This window comes from Rheinheimera muenzenbergensis, from assembly GCF_036984005.1.
GTDB lineage: Bacteria > Pseudomonadota > Gammaproteobacteria > Enterobacterales > Alteromonadaceae > Alishewanella > Alishewanella muenzenbergensis.
In genome coordinates, this window is sequence record NZ_JALAAR010000011.1 from 66,506 (window position 1) to 90,347 (window position 23,842).

The following is a 23,842-nucleotide window of genomic DNA, read 5'->3' on the forward strand; positions in this document are numbered from 1 at the left end:
ACTGCAGCAAGATATATTTTACATATTGTTATCTATATGTTGCTTAATTACTCACGTTAACGTTTAAACTTGGTTTCTAAAATTACCGAGGAATTGGTACGCTCTACGCCGTCTAAATTGCCGATGTCATCCAGAATATGGCTGAGTTGCTCGGTACTTTGCGCCTGCACTATGGCGATAAGATCGTACTCGCCGCTGATAGCATACAGCGCCGAGACCTGGGCAATTTGCTTTAGCTCAACGTTAGTTTTGGCGGTGAGTTTTTGCCGCACTTTAATGCTGACATGGGCCGACACCAGTGAGGCCAGATAGTCCTCGCCATAGTCAACCGAGTAGCCTTTAATCACGCCACTTTGCTCGAGCTTGGCGATGCGGGTTTGTACCGTCGAGCGGGATAAGTCGAGCATCCTGGCCAGGTCAGAAATACTGGCGCGGGCATGGTGTTTTAGTACCGCTAATAGCTTTTCATCTTCCTTGCTTATCATTTTGCTAAGCCTTTACGTTAAATTGCTAAGTTAAGCTTTAAAATTGCTGATAATGATACTGCAATATGACGATAGCGGCCAATATAATAGGGTTAATTTTATCAGGACCTGCCACTGGATATTTTTAATAAAGGCAGGCCATGTCTACAGCAACAGTGAGGTAGTTTATGCAGGTTTCAAGAAGTGTTTTTGATGACGTTATGGTACCAAACTATGCACCATCGAAAATTATCCCGGTAAAAGGTGAAGGATCCCGGGTGTGGGATCAAAACGGCACAGAATTTATCGATTTTGCCGGTGGTATAGCGGTTAACTGTTTAGGCCATTGTCATCCGGCGTTAGTTACTGCACTTAAAGAGCAGGCCGATAAACTGTGGCACTTATCTAACGTCATGACCAATGAGCCAGCCCTGCTGTTAGCCAAAGCGCTGGTGGATGCCACCTTTGCTGAGAAAGTCTATTTTGCCAACTCTGGCGCTGAAGCTAACGAAGCGGCATTAAAATTGGCGCGTCGCTTCGCCAAAGATAAATACGGCGAGCAGAAAAACCAGATTATCGCCTTTAAGCAAGGCTTCCACGGCCGTACTTTCTTTACCGTTACCGTCGGTGGCCAGCCGGCCTATTCAGACGGTTTTGGTCCAAAACCTGAAGCCATTGTACACGGCGAGTTTAATAACCTGGACAGCGTAAAAGCGCTGATCAATGCCAATACCTGTGCGGTTATGGTAGAGCCGGTGCAGGGTGAGGGCGGTGTAATGCCGGCCACGGCTGAATTTATAAAAGGCCTGCGTGAGCTGTGTGATCTGCACAATGCACTGCTGATTTTTGATGAAGTACAAACCGGCGTCGGCCGCACAGGCGAGCTGTATGCCTACATGGGTTATGGCGTCACGCCAGACATTTTAACCACAGCCAAGGCGCTCGGTGGTGGCTTCCCTATCGGTGCCATGTTAACCACCACTGACATTGCTAAGCATCTGGTTGTCGGTACGCACGGTTCAACTTATGGCGGCAACCCGCTGGCTTGCGCCGTTGCCTTAGCGGCAGTTAACACGGTAAATACGCCGGCAGTGCTCTCTGGTGTTAACGCTAAAGCAAAGCTGTTTAAAGACGGCTTAAATAAAATTAATGAAAAATACCATGTGTTTAGCGAAGTGCGCGGTGCTGGTTTATTAATTGGTGCGGTGTTAAACAGTGACTATGCCGGTAAAGCGCGTGACGTTATGTTAGCGGCAGCTGATCAGGGCTTAATGGCACTGGTTGCCGGTACCAGCGTAGTGCGCTTTGCACCGTCACTGGTTATCCCTGATGCTGATATTATCGAAGGCTTAGCCCGCTTTGAGCGCGCAGTAGCTCAAATAGTGCAGGCCTAAGCCATGTTAGTGATCCGGCCGATAACGGCAGCGGATTTTGCTGCACTGAAGCAAATTGCTATTGAATCCGGCGCAGGTTTTACCTCGCTGCCGGTAAACGATGCGCGCTTAAAGCAAAAAATTGACCATGCCGAGCACAGCTTTGCCGCTGACGTAGACGGGCCTGGCGATCAGGGCTATTTATTTGTGCTGGAAGATAGCCAAACCGGTGAAATAGTCGGTACTACCGGCATTGAAGCCGCGGTGGGGTTAAGCACGCCACTGTATCACTTTCAGCAGAACACGGTTATTCACCATAGTGCTGAGCTTAACGTGTTTAACCAGTTAAAAACCCTGACACTGTGCAATGACTACACCGGCGCCTCAGAAATTTGCACCTTGTTTTTGCGCGAAAGCTACCGGCGCAACCACGCTGGCCGGTTTTTATCCAAAGTGCGGTTTTTGTTTATGGCCGAATACCCACAGCGTTTTAGCGACCGGGTAATAGCGGAAATGCGTGGTGCGGCAGACAGCGATGGCCAGCCACCATTTTGGCACTGGCTGCAACAGCTGTTTTTAACCATAGATTTTCCCACTGCCGATCACTTGATTGGTGTGGGTAAAAAAGCCTTTATTGCTGAGCTGATGCCCCGTCATCCGATCTATGTCGGTTTGCTGCCCGATACGGCTCAGCAGGTAATTGGCCAGGTGCACCAAAACACCAAGCCAGCCCTGAAAATGCTGGAAAATGAAGGCTTTGCCCATCGTGGCTATATCGACTTGTTCGATGCAGGTCCAACGGTTGAAGCGCGGCTAAGCCAGATCAAATCGGTGGCAGCCAGTAAGAAAGTTAAAGTTAAAATTGCCGATGTGCAAGGTGAGCAAACGCTGGCAGTGGCCAATACCGAACTGCAAGGCTTTCGTGCCAGCTTTGGTAAGAACGCCCGGTTTGATGCAGAGCAGCAGCTGTTGCTGCTCAGCGCGGAATTTGCCGATACACTGCGCCTGCACGATGGCGATATGGCAAGATTTATAGTGTTGGATAAGGCCTGAGGGCCAAACAAGTATTAACCGGTAAATGTTAAGGCGGATTAAAAATGCATACTGATGTAAAAGTGTTGTTTGCCAACCTGTGGCAAGACTATGTAGCGGTGACCCCTTCTGCCAAACAAGTACACCAGTTACTCGGCAGTTCGCAGCAGGATGATGTGATTAACGATCATATCGCACTGCGTACCTTTAACCTGGAAAAGGTCGGTTTGGAAAAACTGGCAGCACACTTTAAAGCACTGGGCTATGAAGAGTGTGGCGAGTACCATTTTGAAGCGAAAAAACTGTACGCCAAGCACTATGAGCACCCGGATCGTACTTTGCCAAAAGTATTTATTTCTGAATTGCTGTTAGATAAGTGCTCGGCGTATTTGCGCGACACCATCACGGCGCTGGTTGAGCAAATTCCAGCTGAAGCGGTAACGGCTGATAATTTCTTGTACAGCGGCACCCACTGGCAGGTAAGCCAGGCAACATACGAGCAGCTACTGGCCGAAAGCGAATACGCCGCCTGGGTAGCGGCCTGGGGTTACCGTGCTAACCACTTCACGGTAAGTGTAAATGACCTGCAAAGCTTTGCGACATTAGAGCAGGTGAACCATGCGCTGAAAGATGCCGGCTTTTTACTTAATACCTCGGGTGGCGAGATTAAAGGCACACCACAGGTGTATTTAGAACAGTCTTCTACGCTGGCAGATTTACATCAGGTTCAGTTTAGCGATACGGTTGCCACTATCCCCAGCTGCTTTTATGAGTTTGCCCGCCGTTACCCAATGAGCAACGGCATGCTGTACACCGGCTTTGTTGCGGCGTCAGCTGACAAAATATTTGAAAGCACTAATGCCCGTTAATCGGGTCCGTTAGTACGCAGGTTCTGCCATCAAGGTCAGCTTAGTGCTGACCTTTTTTATTACAAAAACTCAGCGCTTGCTGCATTGCAGTGGCAGCGCTATAGTCAAGTTAATTGTTAACAGGAGCAAGAGATAATGCAATTATCCGGCAAAGCTTGCCTGTTAATATTGTTGTGCAGTTTTACCGTATCGGCGCAGCAGGTGCCGTGTCAGCTTAGCGTACGATTGGAATCCGATCAGCAAAGCACAGCTGCAGGCTCACACAATGACACCAGCACCTCCCGGCAATCTTATGCTTTGCTTAGTGCATTACTGGCTAAAAGTGGCTGTCAGGTAAAGATGCAGGCACTGCCGGCAGGCAGAGCAATAAAAATGCTGGAAGATGGCTCATTAGGCGTTATGGTTGGCATGTCAGAAACCGCTGAGCGGGCCCGTTTTAGTTACTTTGTCGGGCCACATCATATAGAGCGCATGGTGGTAGTGGGACGGCGCGAATTGCAGCGCAGTGTCGCTGATTTGTATCAACTGCTTAGTTGGCCCGGGTTGATATCAGTAGCCGAAGGCGCCTATTACGGACCGAAATGGCAACAACTGCTGCAACAACAGGAAGGGCTACAACAGCGCTTATTTTACGCCTCTGGTAATCAGCAAAAACTGGCTATGTTGGCGTCTGACCGGGTTGTGGCAACCCTGGAAGATGAAGCTATTATCGATGAGCTATTACAACAAAAAGACCTGGCGCAGCGCTATGTGAAACTGTTTGTACTACATGAAAACCCGGTGTATTTCGCCATTAGCCGCCAGGCCATTTCCAGTGATTTATACCTGCAACTGCAAAAGCACTGGCAACACATGTTGCAAAGTGGCGAAGTAGACAACATCAAGCAAAACTTTTAATCCGGTTAATTAATTACAATTGCTGCTGTTGCATAGTTGAGGATTACTCTTAACTCCTTAGTACCATTAAACATAACAGGTTGCGCCACTATTGAAATAGCGGGGCCATTTTCAGGAAATGATTTTTTGAGTAAATTTTCAACGTCTACACTATCTTCATATGTAATTGCCGCAGCGCAAACTATATCATTGCAGTTGAAGGCATAGACAGAAGCGTTAAAATTGTTCTGCCTGATTGACTCACTGATACTGTCTTCAAACTGATTGTGGATCGTAAATGATTCAGCATCATTTTTTTCCAACGAATTAATTACATCGTAAAAATCCTTTGTCGCCATTAACGCTGAGGCAGCCTGTTGTGATACCCCATCGACACTGCTAATGCTGGCAATAAGTTTGGCAAGGCGTTCATCTTCATCGGCATAATGATGTCCAAGATTTTGGTTTAAATCTTTTTTATTAGGATTAGTGTGTTGCTGGCTTGCGGTTACTTTTTTATCCGAATTTAACTCAATAGCATTAACGACGTTGGCAGACGTCTGTTGAGATGGATCTTTGACAGGCAGTAAAGTTGTGTCCTGTTGCACTACCTGACTAGCAGAAGGACGATCAAAGGTTTTTATTGCACCAACGGTAACAACGGCGATACAAATCAAGGTGAAGGCCAGCTTTTTAACCATATCTCTAACTCTACAGACTGAAGAAACGTTGCTGCTGCAGTGTGCTGTTATGTTTTTGAAATGTCAACAAAGTGTTTCTTTTTGACGCTTTAATTCTCATTTAGCAGCAAAGTGGCGAAGTAGACAACATCAAGCAAAATCTTTAACCTGCAAAGCAATGAACCAAAAGCGTTAATTGTACGTTAGCTTTGCAATGCGCCTTAAACAGGGAAGTATTTTTAGTGAAGTTCGCAGCCCGTTATCTAGTCTTGTTGTTGTGCAGCCTAGCCTGTGCCGATGCAGCTGAGTTGAAAAAAGTCAGTCTGCAACATCCGCCTAATGGCGATATGCTGCTATTGGCTGAGAGCAAGCAACTGTTGGTGTCTGGTTACAGCCAGTTTGCCCGTTGGCTGAGCCTGGTTGATTTAACCGATTACAGCAGCCGGATGCTGCCGGTTCCTGATGATGCGCAGTTTTTTAGTGCTGCAAGGTTGGCAGGGCAATCTGCAGCGCAACTGGTTTTTCTTGGCCTTGGCGGTGTCAGCCGGTTAGCTGAAGATGGCAGCTATGCTGAGCGCATTGTGGCGGCAGAGTCGTTATATCGGGTATTGGACCAAAACCGCTTGCGCAGTGCAGACTTTGTCATAAATCTTGGCTCTGGCTTAAGTGATTTTATCGTTGCCGATTTTCAGCACACTCATTTATATCGGCAGCAAACTGACGGTAGTTTTGTGCATTATGCCCTGCAGATCCCGGCATTTATGCAAAGCTGGCGCAGCAGCCCGGACTATAGCCCGCGTAAACACTACATTGTGGATGCAAATATGGACGATAAGCAGGATTTGCTGTTCGTCTGGCAAGGTAAGTTTCAGGCCTTTTTACAACAAGCCGATGGCAGCTTCAGTACTCAGCCCTTAGTGCTGCCCTGGCCGGTAACGCTATCTACTGAGCAAGAAGCCGATCAGCGTAATGACGCCGGGCGCAGCTACAGTGGGCAGCATATTGATAGCTTGCGTGAAATTACCGATATTGACGGCGACGGTCTGCCGGATTTGGTGGTTAACCGTGAACAATTGGCCGATGCACTGGAGCGTAACAACAGCTTTAGGGTGCATTTTGGCATCAAATCTGACACTGGGCTGAGCTTTTTGGCAGAGCCCGGCACTGTTATTACCACCGATACTTCGCCGATAGATGTGGTAATAGATGATTTTAACGCCGACGGTCGTAAAGACTTTTATATTCCCAGCACCCATTTTGGTGTCGGCACAATAATCCGGGTGTTATTACGCGGCAGTGCCAACCTGGATATCGATTTTTATTTATTAAATGAGCAACGCCGCTATCCGGACCAGGCCGATTTTCGCCAGCAGGCGACGATAGATGTCAGTATCGGCAACCTGCGCTACGATATGCCGTTGTTTCAACTGGTTGATATTAACGGCAATGGACTTAAAGCTTTATATATAGGCGAGGGGCAAGATCAGCTTAAAGTGTATCAACATGACAAGAAACGTTTGTTCAGCCGGCGCAGTGAAAAACTAAAACTGGATTTACCACGCGATGCGCGTAAGGTCAGAGTGCTGGATCTAACCGGCAATGGCAAAGAGGATTTACTGCTGCCATTTGATACACAAGAGGCCGAGCCGCTGCGTAATCAGTTACACCTGTTGTTGCACTAGTCAATGCTGCTAAAAAGCGGGAGCGAAAGGCCGCTCCCGCTTACAGAGTTTACACTGTTAGCGTGGTTCAAACTCAAAAGGCGCGCGTTTACGTTCACGCAAGCCAATTTCATTCATGCTTTGCGCATCGAATAAACGACCGTTTACCATGGTATGGCTAACTTTGTCGCTAACGCGGATGTCTTCAAGCGGGTTACCGTCTATCACTATTAAGTCGGCCAGTTTACCCACTTCAACAGACCCCAGCTGGTGGTCCATGCCAAAGGTTTTTGCCGGGTTTATGGTGGCGGTTTTTAACGCGTCCAGCGGGCTCATACCGCCCTGAGCAAACATCCATATTTCCCAGTGGGCACCTAAGCCTTCGCGCTGGCCATGGGCGCCGATATTGGCGACGACACCAACTTCACTGAGTTCTTTGGCGGTTTTTACGACATTAAAATGGTTGTAGTGACTGTCCGGCGCCTTAGGGCGGCGCATACTGCGTGGTGCCAGCTCGTCCATAGGCACATAGGTGCGCAGTTTCGGGTGTTTCCATACTTCGGTTTTATCGTACCAGTAGTTTTCGCCCCAGATCCCGCCGTAAGCAACGTTAAGTGTAGGTGTATAAGCCGTTTTGCTGGCTTGCCACAGTTGCTTAATGTCGTCATACACTTTGGCTGCTGGCAGTGCATGCTCAATGGTGGTGTGGCCATCGACGATCATGGTCAGATTGTGCTGCATTAGTGAGCCACCTTCCGGTACCACCATCATATTTAGCTCGCGCGCGGCCTGTATTACCTGTTGGCGCTGGTTACGCCTTGGCTGGTTATAGCTTTTTACGCTAAAGGCGCCGGCTTTCTGTAAGCGTTCAAGGTGAAATTTAGCATCATCCAGGCTGTCGATATGCGAGGTGTAACCGGCACCTTCAGCGCCATACAAAATAGTGCCGGTAGAGAAGATACGCGGCCCGGCAATACGACCGGCCAGTTGCATTTCACTGGCGGCAAATACTTCACGGGTGTCGTTAGACGGGTCGTGAATGGCGGTTACACCAAATGCCAGTGAGGCATAATTTTGCCAGTTTTGTTGTGGTATTAACTGGTTGCTGCCCTGGCTGCCATGCGCGTGAGCGTCAAACAGGCCCGGCATTATCGTTTTACCCGTAATATCAAATACTTTGGCATTGGTTGGCACTGCAACGTCGCCACGTTTACCGACGGCTTTAATTTTGTTGTTTTCTACCAGTACCACGCCATCCTGAATAACTTCGTCGCCGTTCATGGTAATAATCTGGCCGCCAACAAAAGCGACGCTACCACGTGGTATATCAGCCGGGGCGCTAAAGCCCAGGTTTATGCCGTTTTTGGCGGCAAAATCAGTGTTATCGCTAAAGTCGAACAAGCCATTAATGCCGGCATGATACAGCTCCGGGCCCAAGCTCCAGTACAGATGACGGCTATCGCCACTCCAGCTAAGGTATTCACCGGCGCGTACAGATAGCTGTTTTACCGGCAATTGCTTGTCGGTGCCGCTGATATCAATGGCACTGCCGCGTTCAGTAAAAGGCGTAACAAAGACTTTAAAGCGGTCGGCAAATGCCAGGTATTTACCGTCGGGTGACAATTTAAACTCGGTGCCAAATTTGGCGGTGTACAGGGTTTGCTGACTATGTTTGGTTAAATCAATACGAATAAGGCTGGGGGCCTTGCCGTAGTCCATGGCGTATACCGCGTCATTAGCGGCGCCAAACATAGGTGCGCGGCCATTACGGCTGATAAGCTCGGGCGTGCCGCCTTTGCTGCTTATTTTGTACAGGCCGGTGTTTAATGACCATTGCCGCGGCAACAGACTACCTGCACCGGCTTTACGGTAAACCACCGTTTTGCCATCCGGGCTGAAAACCGGCTCGACATATTTTCCCGGCTCGCTGGTGAGTTTATTGATGCGGCCGTTACGTAAATTGAGAATATTTACTGCGCCCTGAGCATTGTCATTCCAGCTGACATACACCAACTCTTTGCCATCGCGGGAAAATTGCGGGTAAAACTCAAAGTCAGTGCTTTGCTTGGTTAAGCGCCGCGGTTTAGGGTTAGTGACATCAGTAATATACAAATGGCCCAGCGCAGTAAATACCGCTTGTTTGCCATCAGGCGATACCTGCACGAAGCGCAGCATTTTGGTATCGAACTGGTCTTTATCGATATCCTGTTTTACCCGCACTGCGGTTTGAATTTGCTTGTCAGTTGTTACGCTAAACGGAATGGCTGCGACTTTTTTATCGGCCAGGCTTATTCGCTTAATCTCGCCGCCGGCCCAAAACAGCAGGCCTTTATTATCCGGTGTCCAGGCGAGGGTTGGGTAAACGCCATGAATGGCCCAGGTTTCCTGCATGTCGCGGTCTAAACCATCATACAATTTAATATGTTCGCCACTGGTTAAATCATATAAAAACAGCGTGCTCTGAAAATCTACCCGGCGGATATAAGCCAGGTATTTGCCATCCGGCGACGGTGTAGGGCGGATGGCGCCACCTGCGCCGTCCAGCACCACTTCCCATTTGCCGCTTTCACGTTCAAAGCGTTTAATCTTATAAATACCGCTTTCGGAGTCTTTGCTGTAGTGAAAGGTTTTGCCTGGCGTGTCATCCTGTGAAAAATAGATATATTTACCGTCGGGCGAAAACGCCGGTTCGCCTAAATCTTTTTGATCATTTGGCCGCTCGGTTAACATAATGCCGTTGCCGCCGGTTTTATGATATTGCCAGATTTCACCGGCACCTAAAGAGCGGCTGGCCGTAAAGTGCTTACGGGCGACAATAAATTCACCATCCGGGCTCCAGGCCGGGCTATTTAACAGGCGGAATGTTTCGTTGGTGACGGCGCGTGGCTCAGTGCCATCGGCATTCATTAACCAGATATTATCGCCACCGCCTTCATCGCTGGTATAGGCAATATATTTGCCGTCCGGGCTAAAAGTTGGTTGCATCTGCCAACCTATGTCGCCGGTCAGTTGTGTTGCTTTGCCGCCGGTTATCGGCATGCTGTAAATATCGCCCAGTAAATCAAAGACAATGGTTTTACCGTCCGGGCTCAACGCCAGGTTCATCCAGCTGCCTTGAGATACATTAATCGTTACCGATTCAAACTGGCCTTGGGGGGCATTTACGTCCCATTTAGCAGTTTTATCTGCTTCTGCCTGCAAAAAAAAGCTGCTAACAGCCAATGCCAGCAAGCCAGGGCTAAAGGTTTTCATATTTGGGTTCCTGTCAGTTATGTTGCTATTTTTATTGTCGTTGGTATGTTTTGCCAGCAGAGTGACATAAACTGGCGGCCGAGTTAAGTTTTTCGCTTTATTGTTGCGTCAGAATTCAGGCAAAAGCCGATAAAACAGGAGAAACGAGTGGTTGAATCACCTTGTGTGGCATGTTGCCGGTTAAATGCCGATAAGCTGTGTGTTGGTTGCTATCGTCATATCAGTGAAATAGTTGACTGGAACAGGCGTACAGATGAGCAAAATGCCGCTATATTACAAAAGGTTGCTAAGCGCAAACAACAGGCCGGGTCGACGGACATCAGCATGACTGACACCAGCCCGATAACTCAGGCAGAGTGGCTAGCGGCCAAGCAGGCAGCGCGCACAAGCTGAGGATCTTTTATGCTGGACTGGCAGGTAATTTTCGACATTCGCCCCTTCGCCTGGACCGAGCTTGGCACGGCGTTATTGTGCGGTTTTATTATCGGGTTGGAGCGGCAATTGCGTGGCAAACCGGCTGGCATTCGAACATCGATTCTTATTGTGATGGGCACCTATGTGTTTATTGCCGCGTCTATGTCGGTTAACAGCAATATGACAGATCCATCGCGGATTATTGGCCAGGTCATTACCGGTGTTGGTTTTCTTGGTGCCGGTGTGATGTTAGCTCGCGATGGTATGGTGCTTGGCGTAACGTCAGCTGCTACCATTTGGGTGTTGGCCGCTGTAGGTGTCTGTATCGGCATTGGCCAGGATCTGGTCGCTATAAAATTGTCTGTACTAGTGGTGTCTGTACTGGTGGGGATCGATATTTTGGAGAACTCATCGTCTGCCATGCGCCGTGGCGTGCATCGTACTTATAACGAATGGCTGCACCGCAACAATGGTAGCTTGTTTGGCCGGCGCAAGAATGATCAACAACAGGTAAAACAAGATATTGATGATCCACATTAATAACAGTACGCAAATTACTGAATAAACTCATAACTCAACACTAACAATGGGATTTGTGAATGCTTGAAGCAGTTTGGATTGGCTTTGCTTTTTCGTTGGGGCTAGTAGTTCGCGCCATTGGTTTACCGCCGTTAGTCGGCTATTTGCTGGCAGGCTTTGTGATCTCGGCTTCGGCGGCTGAACTGAATTTACCGCCAGAGGGGCCGTCAATCATTCATCACGTTGCCCACTTAGGTGTGTTGCTGTTGTTATTTACTGTCGGCTTAAAGCTTAACGTGCGCAGTTTAGGCAAGCCTGAAGTGCTGGGCGGCAGTATGCTGCATTTCGCCTTGTCGATTATATTAACCCTGCCGGCAGTATTGCTTATCTTTGACGTTAGTTGGTATCAGGCCTTGATGCTGGCTGTTGCGCTGGCATTTTCCAGTACCGTGCTGGCAGCGAAAGTGCTGGAAGGAAAGCGCGAAATTCGGGCTTTTCATGGCCGGGTAGCCATAGGGATCCTGATTATGCAGGATTTACTGGCGTTGCTGGTAATGAGTCTGGCCAATGGCACTACACCATCGCCCTGGGCGTTGCTGGTGTTTGCGTTGCCGCTGTTGCGGCCATTGCTGTATAAACTGCTTGATGCCAGCGGCCATGAAGACTTACTGATTTTGTTTGGTTTATTGCTGGCTTTGGTGATAGGGGGCAAGGGCTTTGAATTGGTAGGTCTGAGTTCTGAGCTGGGCGCATTGGTGTTTGGGGCGATGTTGGCTAAGCATGCCCGGGCCGGCGAATTATCAAAATCGTTGTGGAGTATCAAAGAGTTTTTTCTGGTTGGGTTTTTCCTGCAAATTGGTATCGATGGCTTACCGGACGCAAATGCCTGGTTATTTGCCGGCGTGATGTCGTTGTTGTTGCCATTGAAGGCCATACTATTCTTCCTGTTATTGATCCTGTTTAAACTGCGGGCGCGCAGTGCTTTTTTAACCAGTATCAGCCTGACCAATTACAGCGAATTTGGTTTAATTGTCGCCAGTGTGGTGTTACCCGAGTGGCTTATTCCGCTGGCGCTGACGGTGGCTATTTCTTTTGTTATTTCAGCGCCGCTAAATCGCATGGCGCACCCGCTATATGAGCGGTTGTGTAATCGTCTATTAAAATTTGAACGCAATATTCATCATCCGGACGAACAACCGGTATCGCTGGGTGACGCTGAGGTGCTAATTATGGGGATGGGGCGCACTGGCAATGCGGCTTATCGCTATTTAAAAAGTAGCCGCAATATTATTGCTATGGATTCAGATCCGGCCAAAGTACTGGTACACCAGAAAAAGGGCATTAATATTTTTTATGCTGACGCCGAAGATCAGGTGTTTTGGCAGGGGCTGGATTTTGGCAAAGTTGAAGCGGTGATACTGAGCATGAATGATGTCGAAGCCAAGATGATTGCCGCGAAAAAGCTACGGGATGCCGGTTTTAACGGCTTTATCGTCTCGCACAGTATGCATGATGATGAAGCACGTAACATTATCGCCGCCGGCGCCGATCAAACCTACTTAACCATGGCAGAAGCCGGTGTTGGTATAGCCGAGCATGTTAAACAACATTGCTTTACTGTAAAAGCCTGAGCTACAAACAAACAAGGCGCCAAAAGGCGCCTTGATAACGAATTTGCAGCTAACTTAGCTGGCGCTACGCTCTTTGATAGCATTGATGATTGGTGATGCAGCAAAACCATTGCTGGTAGCCCACTCGATGTCGCCTGACGCGGCAACCTGGCTGCCTGGTAACTGGCTGATGATAAAACCAGCAGCGTCTGCAGCATTGTGCTTAATAGCGTGGCGAACTAATGGTAAACCGTCACATACGATACCGTCGTATACGTTACGCAGACGTAAGCGGTTGTCAGACAGGGTTTTACGCAGGCTGTTTTTGCTGTCAGCAGCTACATAAGAACAGATAGACTGAGCTAATTGGTCGTCTGCAGCAGCAGGAGCGCTGATAAATGAAGTGGCGGCAATAACAGTAGCTAAAGTGATTAATTTTGCTTTCATATTCGAGCTCCAAAATGTGAGTTAATTTACAATCATTAATGCAATCAAAATTGCAGAACACGAAAGGACATAAGGCATGTCGTTTAACTCTGACAGAGCAGAATAAACATCGCACTTAGCGACGGCAGCCCAGCTATCGTAGATGCCTTACGGCAACCCTTAGACCTGAAGCTTTGCGTGTACACCCTTTCGGATGACTTGCCTTTCGAGCGTGCGCATTCTAGTTAATGCTGGTTTTTTATGCAAGCTTAATTTTTGCTGAATTAAATATATTTTTAAATTAAGTGGTTAGACCAATGCTGGCATCAGCCGTTATTAGGCTGTCAGTCCAGCGAAAGCTTTATGCTTAGCAGGCTGCTTACCAAATGCTGCCAACGCTGATGCAATTTGTCGGCGTCAGCTTTTGCCAGCACAGGGCTAATTTGATAGTCACTGCGCCACACTGTTTGCATAGCACTGACATCCGGATAAATACCCAGGTGCAGCGCAACCAGAAATGCCGCGCCCATGGCGGTGGCGTCGGTGGTTTGACAACGCAGAACCTGTTTTTGCGTTAAGTCGGCCAGAGCCTGCAAAAACCAGCGGTTGGCTGTCATGCCGCCGTCTACCCTCAGTTGCTGTACCGTAAGACCATCTTGTTGTATGGCCTGTAATAAATCGCAGCTTTGATAGGCCACGCTTCGCAGCGCGGCAGCGGCTATTTCTGACTTACCGCTGTCGCGGCCCATGCCAAACAACGCCGCTTTAACTTCGGGTTGCCAGTAGGGTGCACCTAAGCCGGTAAAGGCTGGTATTAGCAGCTCGGTTTGCTGATAACTGACACCTTGTGCCAGGGTTTCGCTGTCGGCTGCTGTACTAATAATACCCAATTGATCCCGCAACCACTGTACGGTAGCACCCGCCATAAAAATGCTGCCCTCAAGGGCATAGGTGGTGCTGCCGTTTAAGCGCCAGGCTACGGTGCTTAGCAGTTTATGCTGGCTGCTTAATACCGTCGGGCCAGTGTTTACCACAGTAAAACAGCCAGTACCGTAGGTGCTTTTGCTCATACCTGTTTCAGTGCAGGCCTGGCCAAGCAATGCAGCTTGCTGATCGCCTATCATGGCCAGAATGGGCACCTCTGCAGCCAGCACATCAACTGCCGTCACGGCGAAACTGGCAGCATTGTCTTGCACGGTTGGCAATATAGCCGCCGGGATATTAAACATTTTAAGCAGTTCATCGTCCCAGCACTGGCGGTGAATATTAAATAACAGGGTGCGGCTGGCGTTACTGGCATCAGTAGCATGCACTTTTCCGCCACTTAGCTGCCACAATAAATAGCAATCGACAGTACCAAAGCACAGCTCACCACGTTCGGCCTGCTGACGTGCGTTGGGCACGTGCTGCAATATCCAGCTAAGTTTGCTGGCAGAAAAATACGGATCGGCCAACAGGCCGGTTTTTTGTTGCAATAATGGCTCTAAACCGGCATCTTTTAGCTGCTGGCACTGAGCTGCAGTGCGTCTGTCTTGCCAGACAATGGCAGGGTACAGAGCCTTACCGGTAGTTTTATGCCAGACTAAGGTGGTTTCGCGCTGGTTGGTAATGCCAATGCCGGCTAGATCGCTGGCACTGATACCCGCTTTGTACAGTACCTTGCGGATACAGCTAACAACACTTTGCCACAGCTCAGTGGCGTCTTGCTCAACCCAGCCTGAATGAGGATAGCTTAGTGTTAATTCCTGTTGGGCACATGCCAGCTGTTGCAGTGTGGCATCGTAAATAATAGCGCGACTGGATGTGGTGCCCTGATCAATAGCCAGAATATATTTTGCCATGGCGTAAGTTTTTAACGTTATGCTTAAGTTATTGTTCAGCCTAGCAGTAAACTGCAACGCTGCCTATAAGCAAAGAAGGAAGCCGGAATGATTGTCACTTTTAAATCCAAAGCCAGCGGCGATTTAATTTATTTTAAAGATATTGCCTTAAAGCTACTGCAATTGATGGGGCGCGATGACAAAGTGCCCTCAGCGCTGTACGCCGAAGATGTGGGCAGCGCATTAGCATTGTTGCAGCAAGGATTAGCCGCCATTGCCGCTACCGAGCGGGCTAAGGCAGAGCAAGCCAATACTGATATTGCGGACCAACCGCATGCTGGTAAAGAACGGGTTAGTTTGCAGGTGCGCGCTGTGCCTTTGCTGGAGATGCTGCAAAAAGCGCAGAAGAAACACTGTCCGGTGCTGTGGCAATAGCGGTTAAGTTACACGTTAGCAGTTAAGGGCAAGCGCAGGCTAACTTCAAGGCCCGGCGGATTATTTCGCAAGCTGATACTGCCGCCATGGGCTTCAATAATGTCGCGGCATAAGGTTAAGCCGATACCTGAGCCGCCGTTTTTACTGGTGTAAAACGGCACCAGTGCATGTTGTAATTGTTCATCACTCATGCCGCCACCTGCATCTTGCAAGGTGATGATTAACTGCTGCGGGCTTTCGCTAAAGGCTAAGCTGATCAGGTCAGGTGCGGAGCCGGATTCATGGGCATTTTTCAGCAAGTTCAGCAACAACTGTTGCAATTGCTGATTGTCGGCTCGCCAGTCTTGTTGTGGCAGCTCTCCGATAAGTTCAAACTCGTATAAATCCTGCAACTGGTTTACCAGCCGTGGCCAGTTTACCGGGCTGAAGCTGGGGCGGGGTAACTTGGCAAACTGAATATAGGCCTGAACAAACTGATTAAGTGCCAGGCTGCGTTCGCTTAGTGTGCTAAACAAGCCGGCCAGTTCGGTTTGTTGTAACTGTCTGGCACGCTGTTCACCCGAGTATGCCAGCGACGACAGCGGCGCCAGAGTGTTATTTAACTCATGCCCAATGACCCGCAACAGCTTTTTCCAGGCGGTAAGTTCTTCGCGCTGTATTTCGCGCGTCATCGGTTTAAGCAAGTACAAATGGTGCAGCTTTTGGTTTAACTGAAACTGACTGAGGGACAGATGCCAGATACTGTTGTCGCTCAGGTGCAGCAAACCTTGCTGCTGACCATTGATAGCGGTGGCCAGTTCGGGCACCCGGGTACTGACAGTGTCGAGTTTGCTGCCATTCAGCGGCCGGCCGGCATTGAGCAACTGCCGCGCGGCCGGATTGCTCATAAGTACGGTTTCTTTATCATCTGTCAGCAGCAGTGCCGTAGGGCTGCTTTGCAAAACGGTATCCAGCAGCAGTTCACGTTGGTATAGCGTTGCCCGTTCGCTGCGCAGCTGTGCGGACATATGAGTTAAACTGTGTGCCAGCGGTTGCAGTTCGTGCACGGTCAACTGATTCGCACTGGTATTAAAGCTGCCGTCCTGCAGATTTTGCGCATGCAGATTAAGCGCCTGAATTTCTATGATCAGCGGTTTAACAGCCCATTGCAGTAGCATCGCAAGCACTATGCCGGTGCAACAAATCGCCAGGCTGATTGCGGTAGCCGGGCCTGTAAGGCTAAGTTGTACGGCAAGGCCGAATAGGGTTAGCAGCAGGCACAGTAGATTTAACCGGCTTTGGCTGCCCGGTTTAGGCAACGAAAAACGGTGCTTAGGGCGCGTCAATGCCATAGTGCTCCATACGCCGGTATAAGGCCTGGCGGCTGATCCCCAGTTGTTTAGCCGCCCGCGATACTACGCCGCCGGCCTGCAGCAGGGCTTGCTGCAGCGCAGTGCGGTCTATATCGTCCAGTGCTCTTTTAGCTGTTGCTACCGGCTCGGTCAGTCCAAGATCAGCCGTGACGATTTCGTCACCGGTGCTTAATAACAGCGCACGCTGACAGGCATTTTGCAATTGACGCACATTACCCGGCCAGCTGTAATTTTGCAGCACTTGCTCCGCCTGCTGACTTAAAACCTTTTTACCGGCCAGAAAATAACGTGCCAGCGGTAAAATATCATCCGGCCGCTCAGCCAAAGCTGGCAACGCCAGCTGCACCACATTAATGCGGTAATACAAATCCTGGCGGAATTCGCCGCGACTGATGGCGGCTGTTAGATCGCTGTTGGTGGCGCTGATAAGCCTTACATCGACTTTGCGCGTCACACTTGACCCTAAACGCTCAAACTCGCCGGTTTGCAGTACCCGGAGCAGTTTAGCCTGGCCGGCCAGCGATAAATTGCCAATTTCATCCAAAAACACCGTGCCGCCGTCAGCGGCTTCAAAACGGCCAATGCGGGTTTTACTGGCGCCACTGTATGCGCCGGCTTCGGCACCAAAAAGCTCAGCCTCCATCAGGTCGGCGGGCAAGGCTCCCATGTTAACTTTAATAAAGGCGCTGTCTTTACGCGGTGAATTGCCATGCAGCACATTGGCTATGCCTTCTTTACCGGCACCGTTGGGGCCGGTGATCAGTACAGCAGCATTGGACGGAGCCAGTTGCAGTGTCATTTGCAGCAATTGTTGCATCTGGCTACTGGCAAACACCAGGCCGCATAAGTCTTTACCGGCAAAGGCTGCCTGGCGCTGTTGCTCAGCGCGTTGTTGCTGTTCGCTCAGTTGTTTTAATTTCAATGCATTAGCAATGGTGAGTAGCAAACGTGCGTCGTCCCACGGCTTGGCAATGTAGTCGGTAGCCCCGGCTTTTATCAGCTCGACCACCATTTCCAGCTGGGTCCAGGCGGTCATTAACACGATAGGTATCTGCGGGTATTGCTGGCGCAGCTGATAAAACAGTGTTTTGCCTTGTTCACCCTGCATCTGGCCGGCGCTGAAGTTCATATCCTGCAGAATAAGATCGACAGTGTCGGCAGCTAATAGCTGCCAGGCCTGTTCAGCCGAAGTGGCACAATGCACCTGGTAACCCTGCAGCGCAAACAGTGTTTGCAGGGCCAGGCAGATTGGCTGATTGTCATCGATAACCAATAATTTCAGCATAGTTTATAAGGCTTTAGTCGCACTGGCTGGTGATATCCGCGTTGCAATGGCGGCAGGATACCATGTTGCCAGAGTGACACAAAGCAGTAGCACCATCATTGTAACTAATGGCAGATACCAGTTTAGCGCTGGTATTGAAATAACCTGAGCCAACGCCTGATTTAGCCAAAGTGCCAGTGCGACACCTAAGATGGCACCTAAAGCCGTACACAGCCAGTTTTCACTGAGTAACTCCAGTAAAATTACGCTTTTGCTGGCACCCAGTGCACGCTTAATGCCAATTTCCTGTTGCCGTTTTAACGCCTGAAAATGGGTGCTGCTGTAGCTTGACACCATAGTCACCAGCAGCATTAACGCACTTAAAATCGTTAACAACATCGCCAGGCCATATTCGTTGCGATATAAACGCTGATGCTGCTCTGCCAGGGTGCGGATATGAAAGATTTCGATATTAGACTCAACTTTTTGCAATACACTGGCCAGCTGTTGTCTTACAGCTTCGGTCTGCGCAGGAGTAGTGCGCAGTAAAATGCTATAGCCCCAGTCAACACCGTAGGGCGGTGCAACCTGTACGCTGTTGTACATAATATGGTCACCACTGCGCTGGCCGTAAAAGTCGCTGATAACCGCTGCCACCCGCCCGCGACTAGTCTGTTGGCCCTCAGCTGGTGTACCGGCAAACAGTTTGTCTGCCAGGCTTTGGGTTAGCACCACATCCGGGCTAACCGGGGCGTCCAGCGATACTGAGTGTTGCGGCAGTTCGCCCTGCAGCACCTGGCTGTTTAGCACGTTAAAGAAGTCCTTCGAGACAAAGTACATCGGCACCGTCGAAACATTGGTACGTTCTTGCTGCTCAGACACATAGATATTGCCGTTGTTACCGCCCTGCAGAATAGCTGACTGGTTTGAATAGGCCGCAGCGATAACACCTGGAATAGCTTGCACCGCACTCAGTTGGCGATTTAACAGATCTGCCAGTGCTGGATACACCCGTAGCGGTGCGGAAGTGGGTTTTAGCTGCACCAGTAATATATTATCCAGATCTAATCCAGTGGGCTGGTTAAGCTGCTGCCGGGTTTGTTGCGCCAGCAACACGCTGTTCAACAGTAGTGCTAATGTCATTGCCAACTGCAGTAACAATAACGTGGTCACCACTTTACGGCTGAACAGCACTTTAAATAGTAAATAAAATGACATGGCAATTATCCCTTTAGCTGCTGATTTAATGTACCAAATGAGGCGCGAAGTGATGGGTAAAGCGTAACCAGATAGCTACAGACAAAGGCGATAGTTAATAGACCGACCAACAGTGGTATATCCCAGCTGGAAAACAGCCGGTTACTTGGTAACAGCTGAATCATCAGTTTGATGCCTGCATAACCCGTTAATAAAGCGCCAAAAATGGTAAATAAGCCCATTAACAATACATCGGCCAGCATCTGCAACTGCAGTTGGGCCCGGCTAGCTCCCAGCGCGCGGCGTAGGCTAAATTCGTACTGATTACTTAAATAGCGGTTTAATGATAAGTGGCTGGCATTGAACAGACACACCAGTAAAAACAGCAGTGTGACTAAAGCAAACGCCTTAATATCGCTGCTTTCGCCGCCAAAGTAACTCACGATGTCACGCATAGCGATTAACTGGTTGTTTGGCTCTGATGGATGGCGGCCGGCGGCTTTTTCGTCTGCTACCAAATTGGTCATAAACTGCTGATAGGCCTGGTGCTGTTCTGCGGTATCCAGTTGCACCCAATACTGTAGCTGGTGCAGTGCTCCGGTACGGCCCTGAGTACTTAATTGGCGATAGTCGGTATCATCAAAGGTTTGTGACTGGCTGTTTGACAAATAATTCATGTCGTAGCCGGTTTCCAGCGGCAGATAAATATCATCCGCTTCACTTAGATGATTGCGATTGTTGGCGTCATACAATCTCGGCAGCATTTGCCAGCTGTCGAGTACGGCGCTGACGGTGACGTTGCGATCATCCAGTAATAGTTTTTCGCCGATAACGCTTGTACGGCCGAACAGCTTTTCAGCGCTGGCTTTCGTTAAAATAACCTCATGGCGCGCACTGTTATCCGGCCAGATACTGCCATGTAACAGTGGCACGTCAAACAGGCTGAAAAAGTCACGCTGGGTAATACGGATACTTACTGGTAACGGCGCTTGCGCAGCAGTTAAGCGCACATAGCCATCCGCGCTGTACATAGCGGCAGCTTTGCTTGGGATACCTGATTGACTGAGTTTTTCGATATTGCTGTAGCTGAGCACGCGAGGCGGTTTGCAGTCGCTGCACTCATAAGGTGCCATTAATGCCATCGGAAAAAACAGCTTGTCGCTTTTATGCGGCAGTGGGTCGCTGTTTAATTGATAGTAAAAAGTAGCATTGGCAAAAAAGACGCCCAGCCCCACGCTTAATATAAAAATGGTTAGCGCATAGGGCAGCGGGGCGCGCTTGATGCCTTTGAGACTGACTTTGAGATAATAAATAAACTGTTCCATTTGTATACCCTTATGCGCTATGCGCCGCCAGCGGTTCATACAAGGTGCTGTCGTGCAGCTGACCGTCGATGATCTGAATATTGCGCCCGGCGCGGCGGGCCTGATCCGGGTCGTGCGTGACCATTAAAATGGTACAGCCTTGTTGGTTTATCTGTTCTAGCAGCTCCATTACCTGACGTGCCATTAACGAGTCGAGGTTGCCGGTAGGTTCATCGGCCAGCAAAATGCGCGGCTGGCCAGCAATGGCGCGGGCAATCGCCACCCGTTGCTGTTGGCCGCCGGATAATTGTCCCGGCAAATAGTCACGCCGGGCATGCAGGCCGACCAGTTCCAGTGCTTGCTCAATACGTTGTTTACGTGCACCAGCCTTTAAACCGCGGTAGCGCAGTGGTAGTTCGATATTGTCATAAATGCTGAAGTCTTTAATTAAATTAAAGCTTTGAAAAATAAAACCAATTTTTTCATTGCGCAGCTTTGACAGCGCAGCGTCGCTCAGGCCTGTTACTGACTGACCATCCAGCAGATAGTCGCCACTGTCAAAACTTTCCAGCGTGCCAAGAATATTCAGCAGGGTAGATTTACCCGAGCCGGAAGGCCCGGTCAGGGCGGCAAACTCACCCTCATTTACCTGCAGGTTAACGTCGCGCAGCGCATGGGTTTCAATAAGTTCGGTGCGAAAAATTTTGCTGAGGTTATTTAACGTAATCATTTGTAATCCTTGTATTTATTATCCGCAGTTATTAGTTCAGGTTAACCCGGTTTTCATTTTTAAAATCGCTGAGGTTAGAAATAACCCATTGTTCGCCTTCAGTGGCACCATTGAGTATTTCGACCCATTGCACTGACAGCGCACCCAGTTCGATATTTTTGCGCAGCGCCTGATTGTCCAGCACCTGATAAGCCTGGCGGCCGCCACCAGAGCTGACAAAGTCGCCGCGGGCTATTTTCAGCACATCGGTTTTATGCTCTAAAATTACCCGTGCTGTTAAACGCTGGCTTTGACGCAGGGTGGTGCTGTCGGCCTGGGCAAAGCGCACCCGTGCAGTAACCTGGTTATTGCGCACCTCAGCCGCTATGGTACTGACTGTGCCGCTGAGTTGCTGATTACCTATGCTCACGTCGACTTGCTGACCGGCAGCCAGATCGCGGGCATAGCTTTCCGGAACTGCAAGTTCTGCTTCGTATTGGCTTAAATCTATGACGGTAAGCAGCGCCTGACCCGGCAACACGTGGCTTTGCTGCTCGGTAAGCCAGTTCCCCAGCTGGCCGGTGACCGGCGCGGTGATATTCAGAGCCGCTACTTTACGCTGTAGCTCGTCTACCACCAGCTGCTGGCGGTGAATATCCTGCTCACGAGAGCTCTGCTCAAAGCTCAGCTTATCTTTTGCCAATTCGACTTTACGCTTGGCGTGATCAAACTCAAGCTCGGCTTTAGTGAGGTTATCTTTGGCGATATCAAAATCCAGCTGGCGGATCACGCCCATCTCGATTGATTGCTTCGCGCGTTCAAGTTCGCGCCTCGCAGCCAGTAAATTTACCTGAGCATTGTTCATTACCTGTTCGATATCCAGCTGCTGCTCCCGTGCCGCCAGCACTGCGCGCTCAGCTTCACTTTGCATACCGGCCAGCACCGCTTGCTGTTGCTGTAAATCGTTTTGCAATGCCGGGCTGGTAATGGTGGCGAGTAAATCGCCCAGCGTAACGGCTTCGCCGGGTTGCTTAAATAACTGCACCTGGCCGGTTTCCTGGCTATACAGGGTAGGGGCACTAGCGGCGACAATCCGGCCCTGAACTGCGATATCGCGCACTAAATCACCGCGTTGCACAGTAGCCAATTGCAGCTGATTACGTGGCAATACTAAGCTGGCGCTTTCACCAAGTGATAGTGATAACGCCCATGCTAGCACTACCACAGTAATGCTGATAACAGTGGCTGGCAGAAAACGGCGCAGTCTGGTTTTTGCCGGCCGTTGCATTATCTTGTCTTGTTGCTCTGTACCCTGAATCATTTGCACTCCTTTAACCTTGGTAACAACTGGCTATAGCAGCTTTAATGCCAAAACTTAAGTTATTGGAATACAATGATAAAATGAAATTTTACTACTTAGTTCTAGTGTCCGCGGACAGTTTAAGTGTCCGCGGCTAAGTTGCGGACAACTAACGTTAAAACATTCGTTTAAATCAACGTCAGAGGATGGAAACTCATAGTTCCGCAAAACCGCGGCGTCGATTGCCGCATGAGAAGGAAGCAAATCGGAATTGGTGCTGGTGTTAACCTATACAGCTTAGCAGTACTGCTATTTACCAACGGCAATGGCTTAATTGGACGCCATTTTGAACAATAAGATGCAACCTAATTGTTACTAATTATCTGTATTTGTTTGGTGGCGCCTGCATAAAAGACATTATATATAAACAATTATTTTGCAATGTTAGCCCGGCAGCGTATACACTCTTGAAGGTGATTTACCCAAACTTGTTACTAGTTGCTAAGATATTGTCAGAGCTGTATGTCGGCAACAGAAGACAAAAGGGAATCCATTGGATTGCATCATCTGACATTTTTATATCGATGCTTATTGTGCTGATTAGCGCAATTTAGGGTCTGCAAAAATGCAGTTGGGCGACAAGTTTGCTTTCACGTAAGAGACTACTACCCTTATCTGAAAAGTAACTACAATCTGTTTAATAACTCCAATTAAAAAAAGGGAATAATATGAAAAATGTATTGGTTATTACTTTAATGTCAGCGGTACTGATGGGTTGTACGTCAACAACTAGTATGTCATTGAAAGAAAAGGATGAAGTCTATTCTAAATATGTGGCAGATGAAAATTTATCTGCAGAAGATAAAGTGAGTGGCTTTAAGCTAAGTGGCTGGAAGTCATTGTCTGATAGCTATCTGATTGTGACAGCTGCGCACAACAAAGATTACCTGATAGAAACCAAAAGTACCTGCTTTGGTTTAAACAATCAGAGTGAAATTAAATTAAATCGTTCTTCTGATTTCGCTATCAGTATAGTAGGTGACTCAATTTCTTCTGTAGACGAAACTACCGGCAAGTGTTTTATTAGTTCAATTTACCCTATTACCAGAGAGCAACGTCAGTATCTTGTGGGTGTAGGTAGAACTGCAAAAAGTGAAAGTTAATAGCTATCAGCCTAAACGCTGTAGATAGCTAAAACTGCATTTCTGGCCGCTTTTGCGGCCAGTGTTAATCTGCAACGTCACCCTCTGTTGTCTGCTGCGTAATTTCCGTCAGTTTAATCCTG

At 49.0% G+C, this 23,842-nt stretch carries 21 protein-coding genes, 1 pseudogene and 1 riboswitch; of the genes and pseudogenes, 11 read left to right on the forward strand and 11 right to left on the reverse strand.

Annotated features, from left to right (window positions below; translation table 11 throughout):
• Positions 1–56 precede the first annotated feature (56 nt).
• Entirely contained in the window at positions 57–485 is a 429-nt protein-coding gene (locus tag MN202_RS13550) for an Lrp/AsnC family transcriptional regulator (RefSeq protein ID WP_173500669.1), read from the reverse strand.
• Positions 486–652: 167 nt separating this feature from the next.
• Here MN202_RS13550 and MN202_RS13555 point away from each other — a divergent pair, with 167 nt between their 5' ends.
• From MN202_RS13555 to MN202_RS13570, 4 genes are all read left to right on the forward strand, one after another.
• The gene (locus tag MN202_RS13555) at positions 653–1,858 is read left to right on the forward strand and encodes an aspartate aminotransferase family protein (protein ID WP_335736664.1); all 1,206 of its coding nucleotides are present in this window, start codon (positions 653–655) and stop codon (positions 1,856–1,858) included.
• A 3-nt stretch (positions 1,859–1,861) separates the two neighbouring features.
• Entirely contained in the window at positions 1,862–2,890 is a 1,029-nt protein-coding gene (astA, locus tag MN202_RS13560) for an arginine N-succinyltransferase (protein ID WP_335736665.1), read from the forward strand.
• Positions 2,891–2,934: 44 nt separating this feature from the next.
• Positions 2,935–3,738 (forward strand): DUF1338 domain-containing protein, encoded by an 804-nt coding sequence (locus MN202_RS13565; RefSeq protein WP_335736666.1) that lies wholly within the window; start codon positions 2,935–2,937, stop codon positions 3,736–3,738.
• Between the two features lie 135 nt (positions 3,739–3,873).
• Positions 3,874–4,635, forward strand: a complete 762-nt coding sequence (locus MN202_RS13570; protein ID WP_335736667.1) for a substrate-binding periplasmic protein — start codon at positions 3,874–3,876, stop codon at positions 4,633–4,635.
• Between the two features lie 5 nt (positions 4,636–4,640).
• On the opposite strand, the gene MN202_RS13575 is transcribed toward MN202_RS13570, so the two are convergent.
• Positions 4,641–5,315: a hypothetical protein gene (locus MN202_RS13575; RefSeq protein ID WP_335736668.1), complete on the reverse strand. Its 675-nt coding sequence runs from the start codon at positions 5,313–5,315 to the stop codon at positions 4,641–4,643.
• Positions 5,316–5,536: 221 nt separating this feature from the next.
• On the opposite strand from MN202_RS13575, the gene MN202_RS13580 reads away from it, so the two are divergent.
• Positions 5,537–6,976, forward strand: coding sequence for an FG-GAP repeat domain-containing protein (locus MN202_RS13580; protein ID WP_335736669.1), 1,440 nt, complete (start codon positions 5,537–5,539; stop codon positions 6,974–6,976).
• A gap of 57 nt (positions 6,977–7,033) precedes the next feature.
• On the opposite strand, the gene MN202_RS13585 is transcribed toward MN202_RS13580, so the two are convergent.
• On the reverse strand, positions 7,034–10,207 hold the full coding sequence (locus MN202_RS13585; protein ID WP_335736670.1) for an amidohydrolase family protein: 3,174 nt from the start codon (positions 10,205–10,207) through the stop codon (positions 7,034–7,036).
• Positions 10,208–10,354: 147 nt separating this feature from the next.
• Between MN202_RS13585 and MN202_RS13590 the strand changes: the two genes are divergently transcribed.
• The 4 genes and pseudogenes from MN202_RS13590 to MN202_RS20605 all read left to right on the forward strand — a co-directional run bounded on the left by MN202_RS13590 (position 10,355) and on the right by MN202_RS20605 (position 12,771).
• A complete protein-coding gene (locus tag MN202_RS13590) occupies positions 10,355–10,600 on the forward strand; it encodes a DUF1289 domain-containing protein (protein WP_335736671.1) in 246 nt (81 codons plus the stop codon).
• Between the two features lie 9 nt (positions 10,601–10,609).
• A complete protein-coding gene (locus tag MN202_RS13595; protein ID WP_335736672.1) occupies positions 10,610–11,161 on the forward strand; it encodes an MgtC/SapB family protein in 552 nt (183 codons plus the stop codon).
• A gap of 59 nt (positions 11,162–11,220) precedes the next feature.
• Positions 11,221–12,222 (forward strand): annotated as a pseudogene (locus tag MN202_RS20600) (cation:proton antiporter domain-containing protein); the annotation flags it as partial.
• Positions 12,223–12,369: 147 nt separating this feature from the next.
• Entirely contained in the window at positions 12,370–12,771 is a 402-nt protein-coding gene (locus MN202_RS20605; protein ID WP_418334480.1) for an NAD-binding protein, read from the forward strand.
• Positions 12,772–12,825: 54 nt separating this feature from the next.
• On the opposite strand, the gene MN202_RS13605 is transcribed toward MN202_RS20605, so the two are convergent.
• Complete coding sequence (locus tag MN202_RS13605) at positions 12,826–13,197, reverse strand: DUF3718 domain-containing protein (protein ID WP_335736674.1); 372 nt, start codon at positions 13,195–13,197, stop codon at positions 12,826–12,828.
• A 120-nt stretch (positions 13,198–13,317) separates the two neighbouring features.
• A riboswitch (cyclic di-GMP riboswitch) is annotated at positions 13,318–13,410 on the reverse strand.
• Between the two features lie 110 nt (positions 13,411–13,520).
• Positions 13,521–15,017: a glycerol kinase GlpK gene (gene glpK / locus MN202_RS13610; RefSeq protein WP_335736675.1), complete on the reverse strand. Its 1,497-nt coding sequence runs from the start codon at positions 15,015–15,017 to the stop codon at positions 13,521–13,523.
• 87 nt (positions 15,018–15,104) lie between these two features.
• On the opposite strand from glpK, the gene MN202_RS13615 reads away from it, so the two are divergent.
• Entirely contained in the window at positions 15,105–15,431 is a 327-nt protein-coding gene (locus MN202_RS13615) for a DUF1840 domain-containing protein (protein ID WP_335736676.1), read from the forward strand.
• Between the two features lie 8 nt (positions 15,432–15,439).
• Here MN202_RS13615 and MN202_RS13620 read toward each other — a convergent pair whose 3' ends face one another.
• The 6 genes from MN202_RS13620 to MN202_RS13645 are packed head-to-tail and all read right to left on the reverse strand — an operon-like array spanning position 15,440 to position 22,578.
• The gene (locus MN202_RS13620; RefSeq protein ID WP_335736677.1) at positions 15,440–16,762 is read right to left on the reverse strand and encodes a sensor histidine kinase; all 1,323 of its coding nucleotides are present in this window, start codon (positions 16,760–16,762) and stop codon (positions 15,440–15,442) included.
• Positions 16,743–18,068 (reverse strand): sigma-54-dependent transcriptional regulator, encoded by a 1,326-nt coding sequence (locus tag MN202_RS13625; protein WP_335736678.1) that lies wholly within the window; start codon positions 18,066–18,068, stop codon positions 16,743–16,745. The genes MN202_RS13620 and MN202_RS13625 overlap by 20 nt, the downstream gene beginning before the upstream one ends.
• A 3-nt stretch (positions 18,069–18,071) precedes the next feature.
• On the reverse strand, positions 18,072–19,265 hold the full coding sequence (locus MN202_RS13630; protein WP_335736679.1) for an ABC transporter permease: 1,194 nt from the start codon (positions 19,263–19,265) through the stop codon (positions 18,072–18,074).
• Between the two features lie 5 nt (positions 19,266–19,270).
• Positions 19,271–20,569, reverse strand: a complete 1,299-nt coding sequence (locus tag MN202_RS13635; protein ID WP_335736680.1) for an ABC transporter permease — start codon at positions 20,567–20,569, stop codon at positions 19,271–19,273.
• A gap of 10 nt (positions 20,570–20,579) precedes the next feature.
• On the reverse strand, positions 20,580–21,278 hold the full coding sequence (locus MN202_RS13640) for an ABC transporter ATP-binding protein (RefSeq protein WP_335736681.1): 699 nt from the start codon (positions 21,276–21,278) through the stop codon (positions 20,580–20,582).
• Between the two features lie 31 nt (positions 21,279–21,309).
• The gene (locus tag MN202_RS13645; protein ID WP_335736682.1) at positions 21,310–22,578 is read right to left on the reverse strand and encodes an efflux RND transporter periplasmic adaptor subunit; all 1,269 of its coding nucleotides are present in this window, start codon (positions 22,576–22,578) and stop codon (positions 21,310–21,312) included.
• A 707-nt stretch (positions 22,579–23,285) separates the two neighbouring features.
• Here MN202_RS13645 and MN202_RS13650 point away from each other — a divergent pair.
• Entirely contained in the window at positions 23,286–23,720 is a 435-nt protein-coding gene (locus MN202_RS13650; RefSeq protein WP_335736683.1) for a DUF6491 family protein, read from the forward strand.
• Positions 23,721–23,842: the final 122 nt, after the last annotated feature.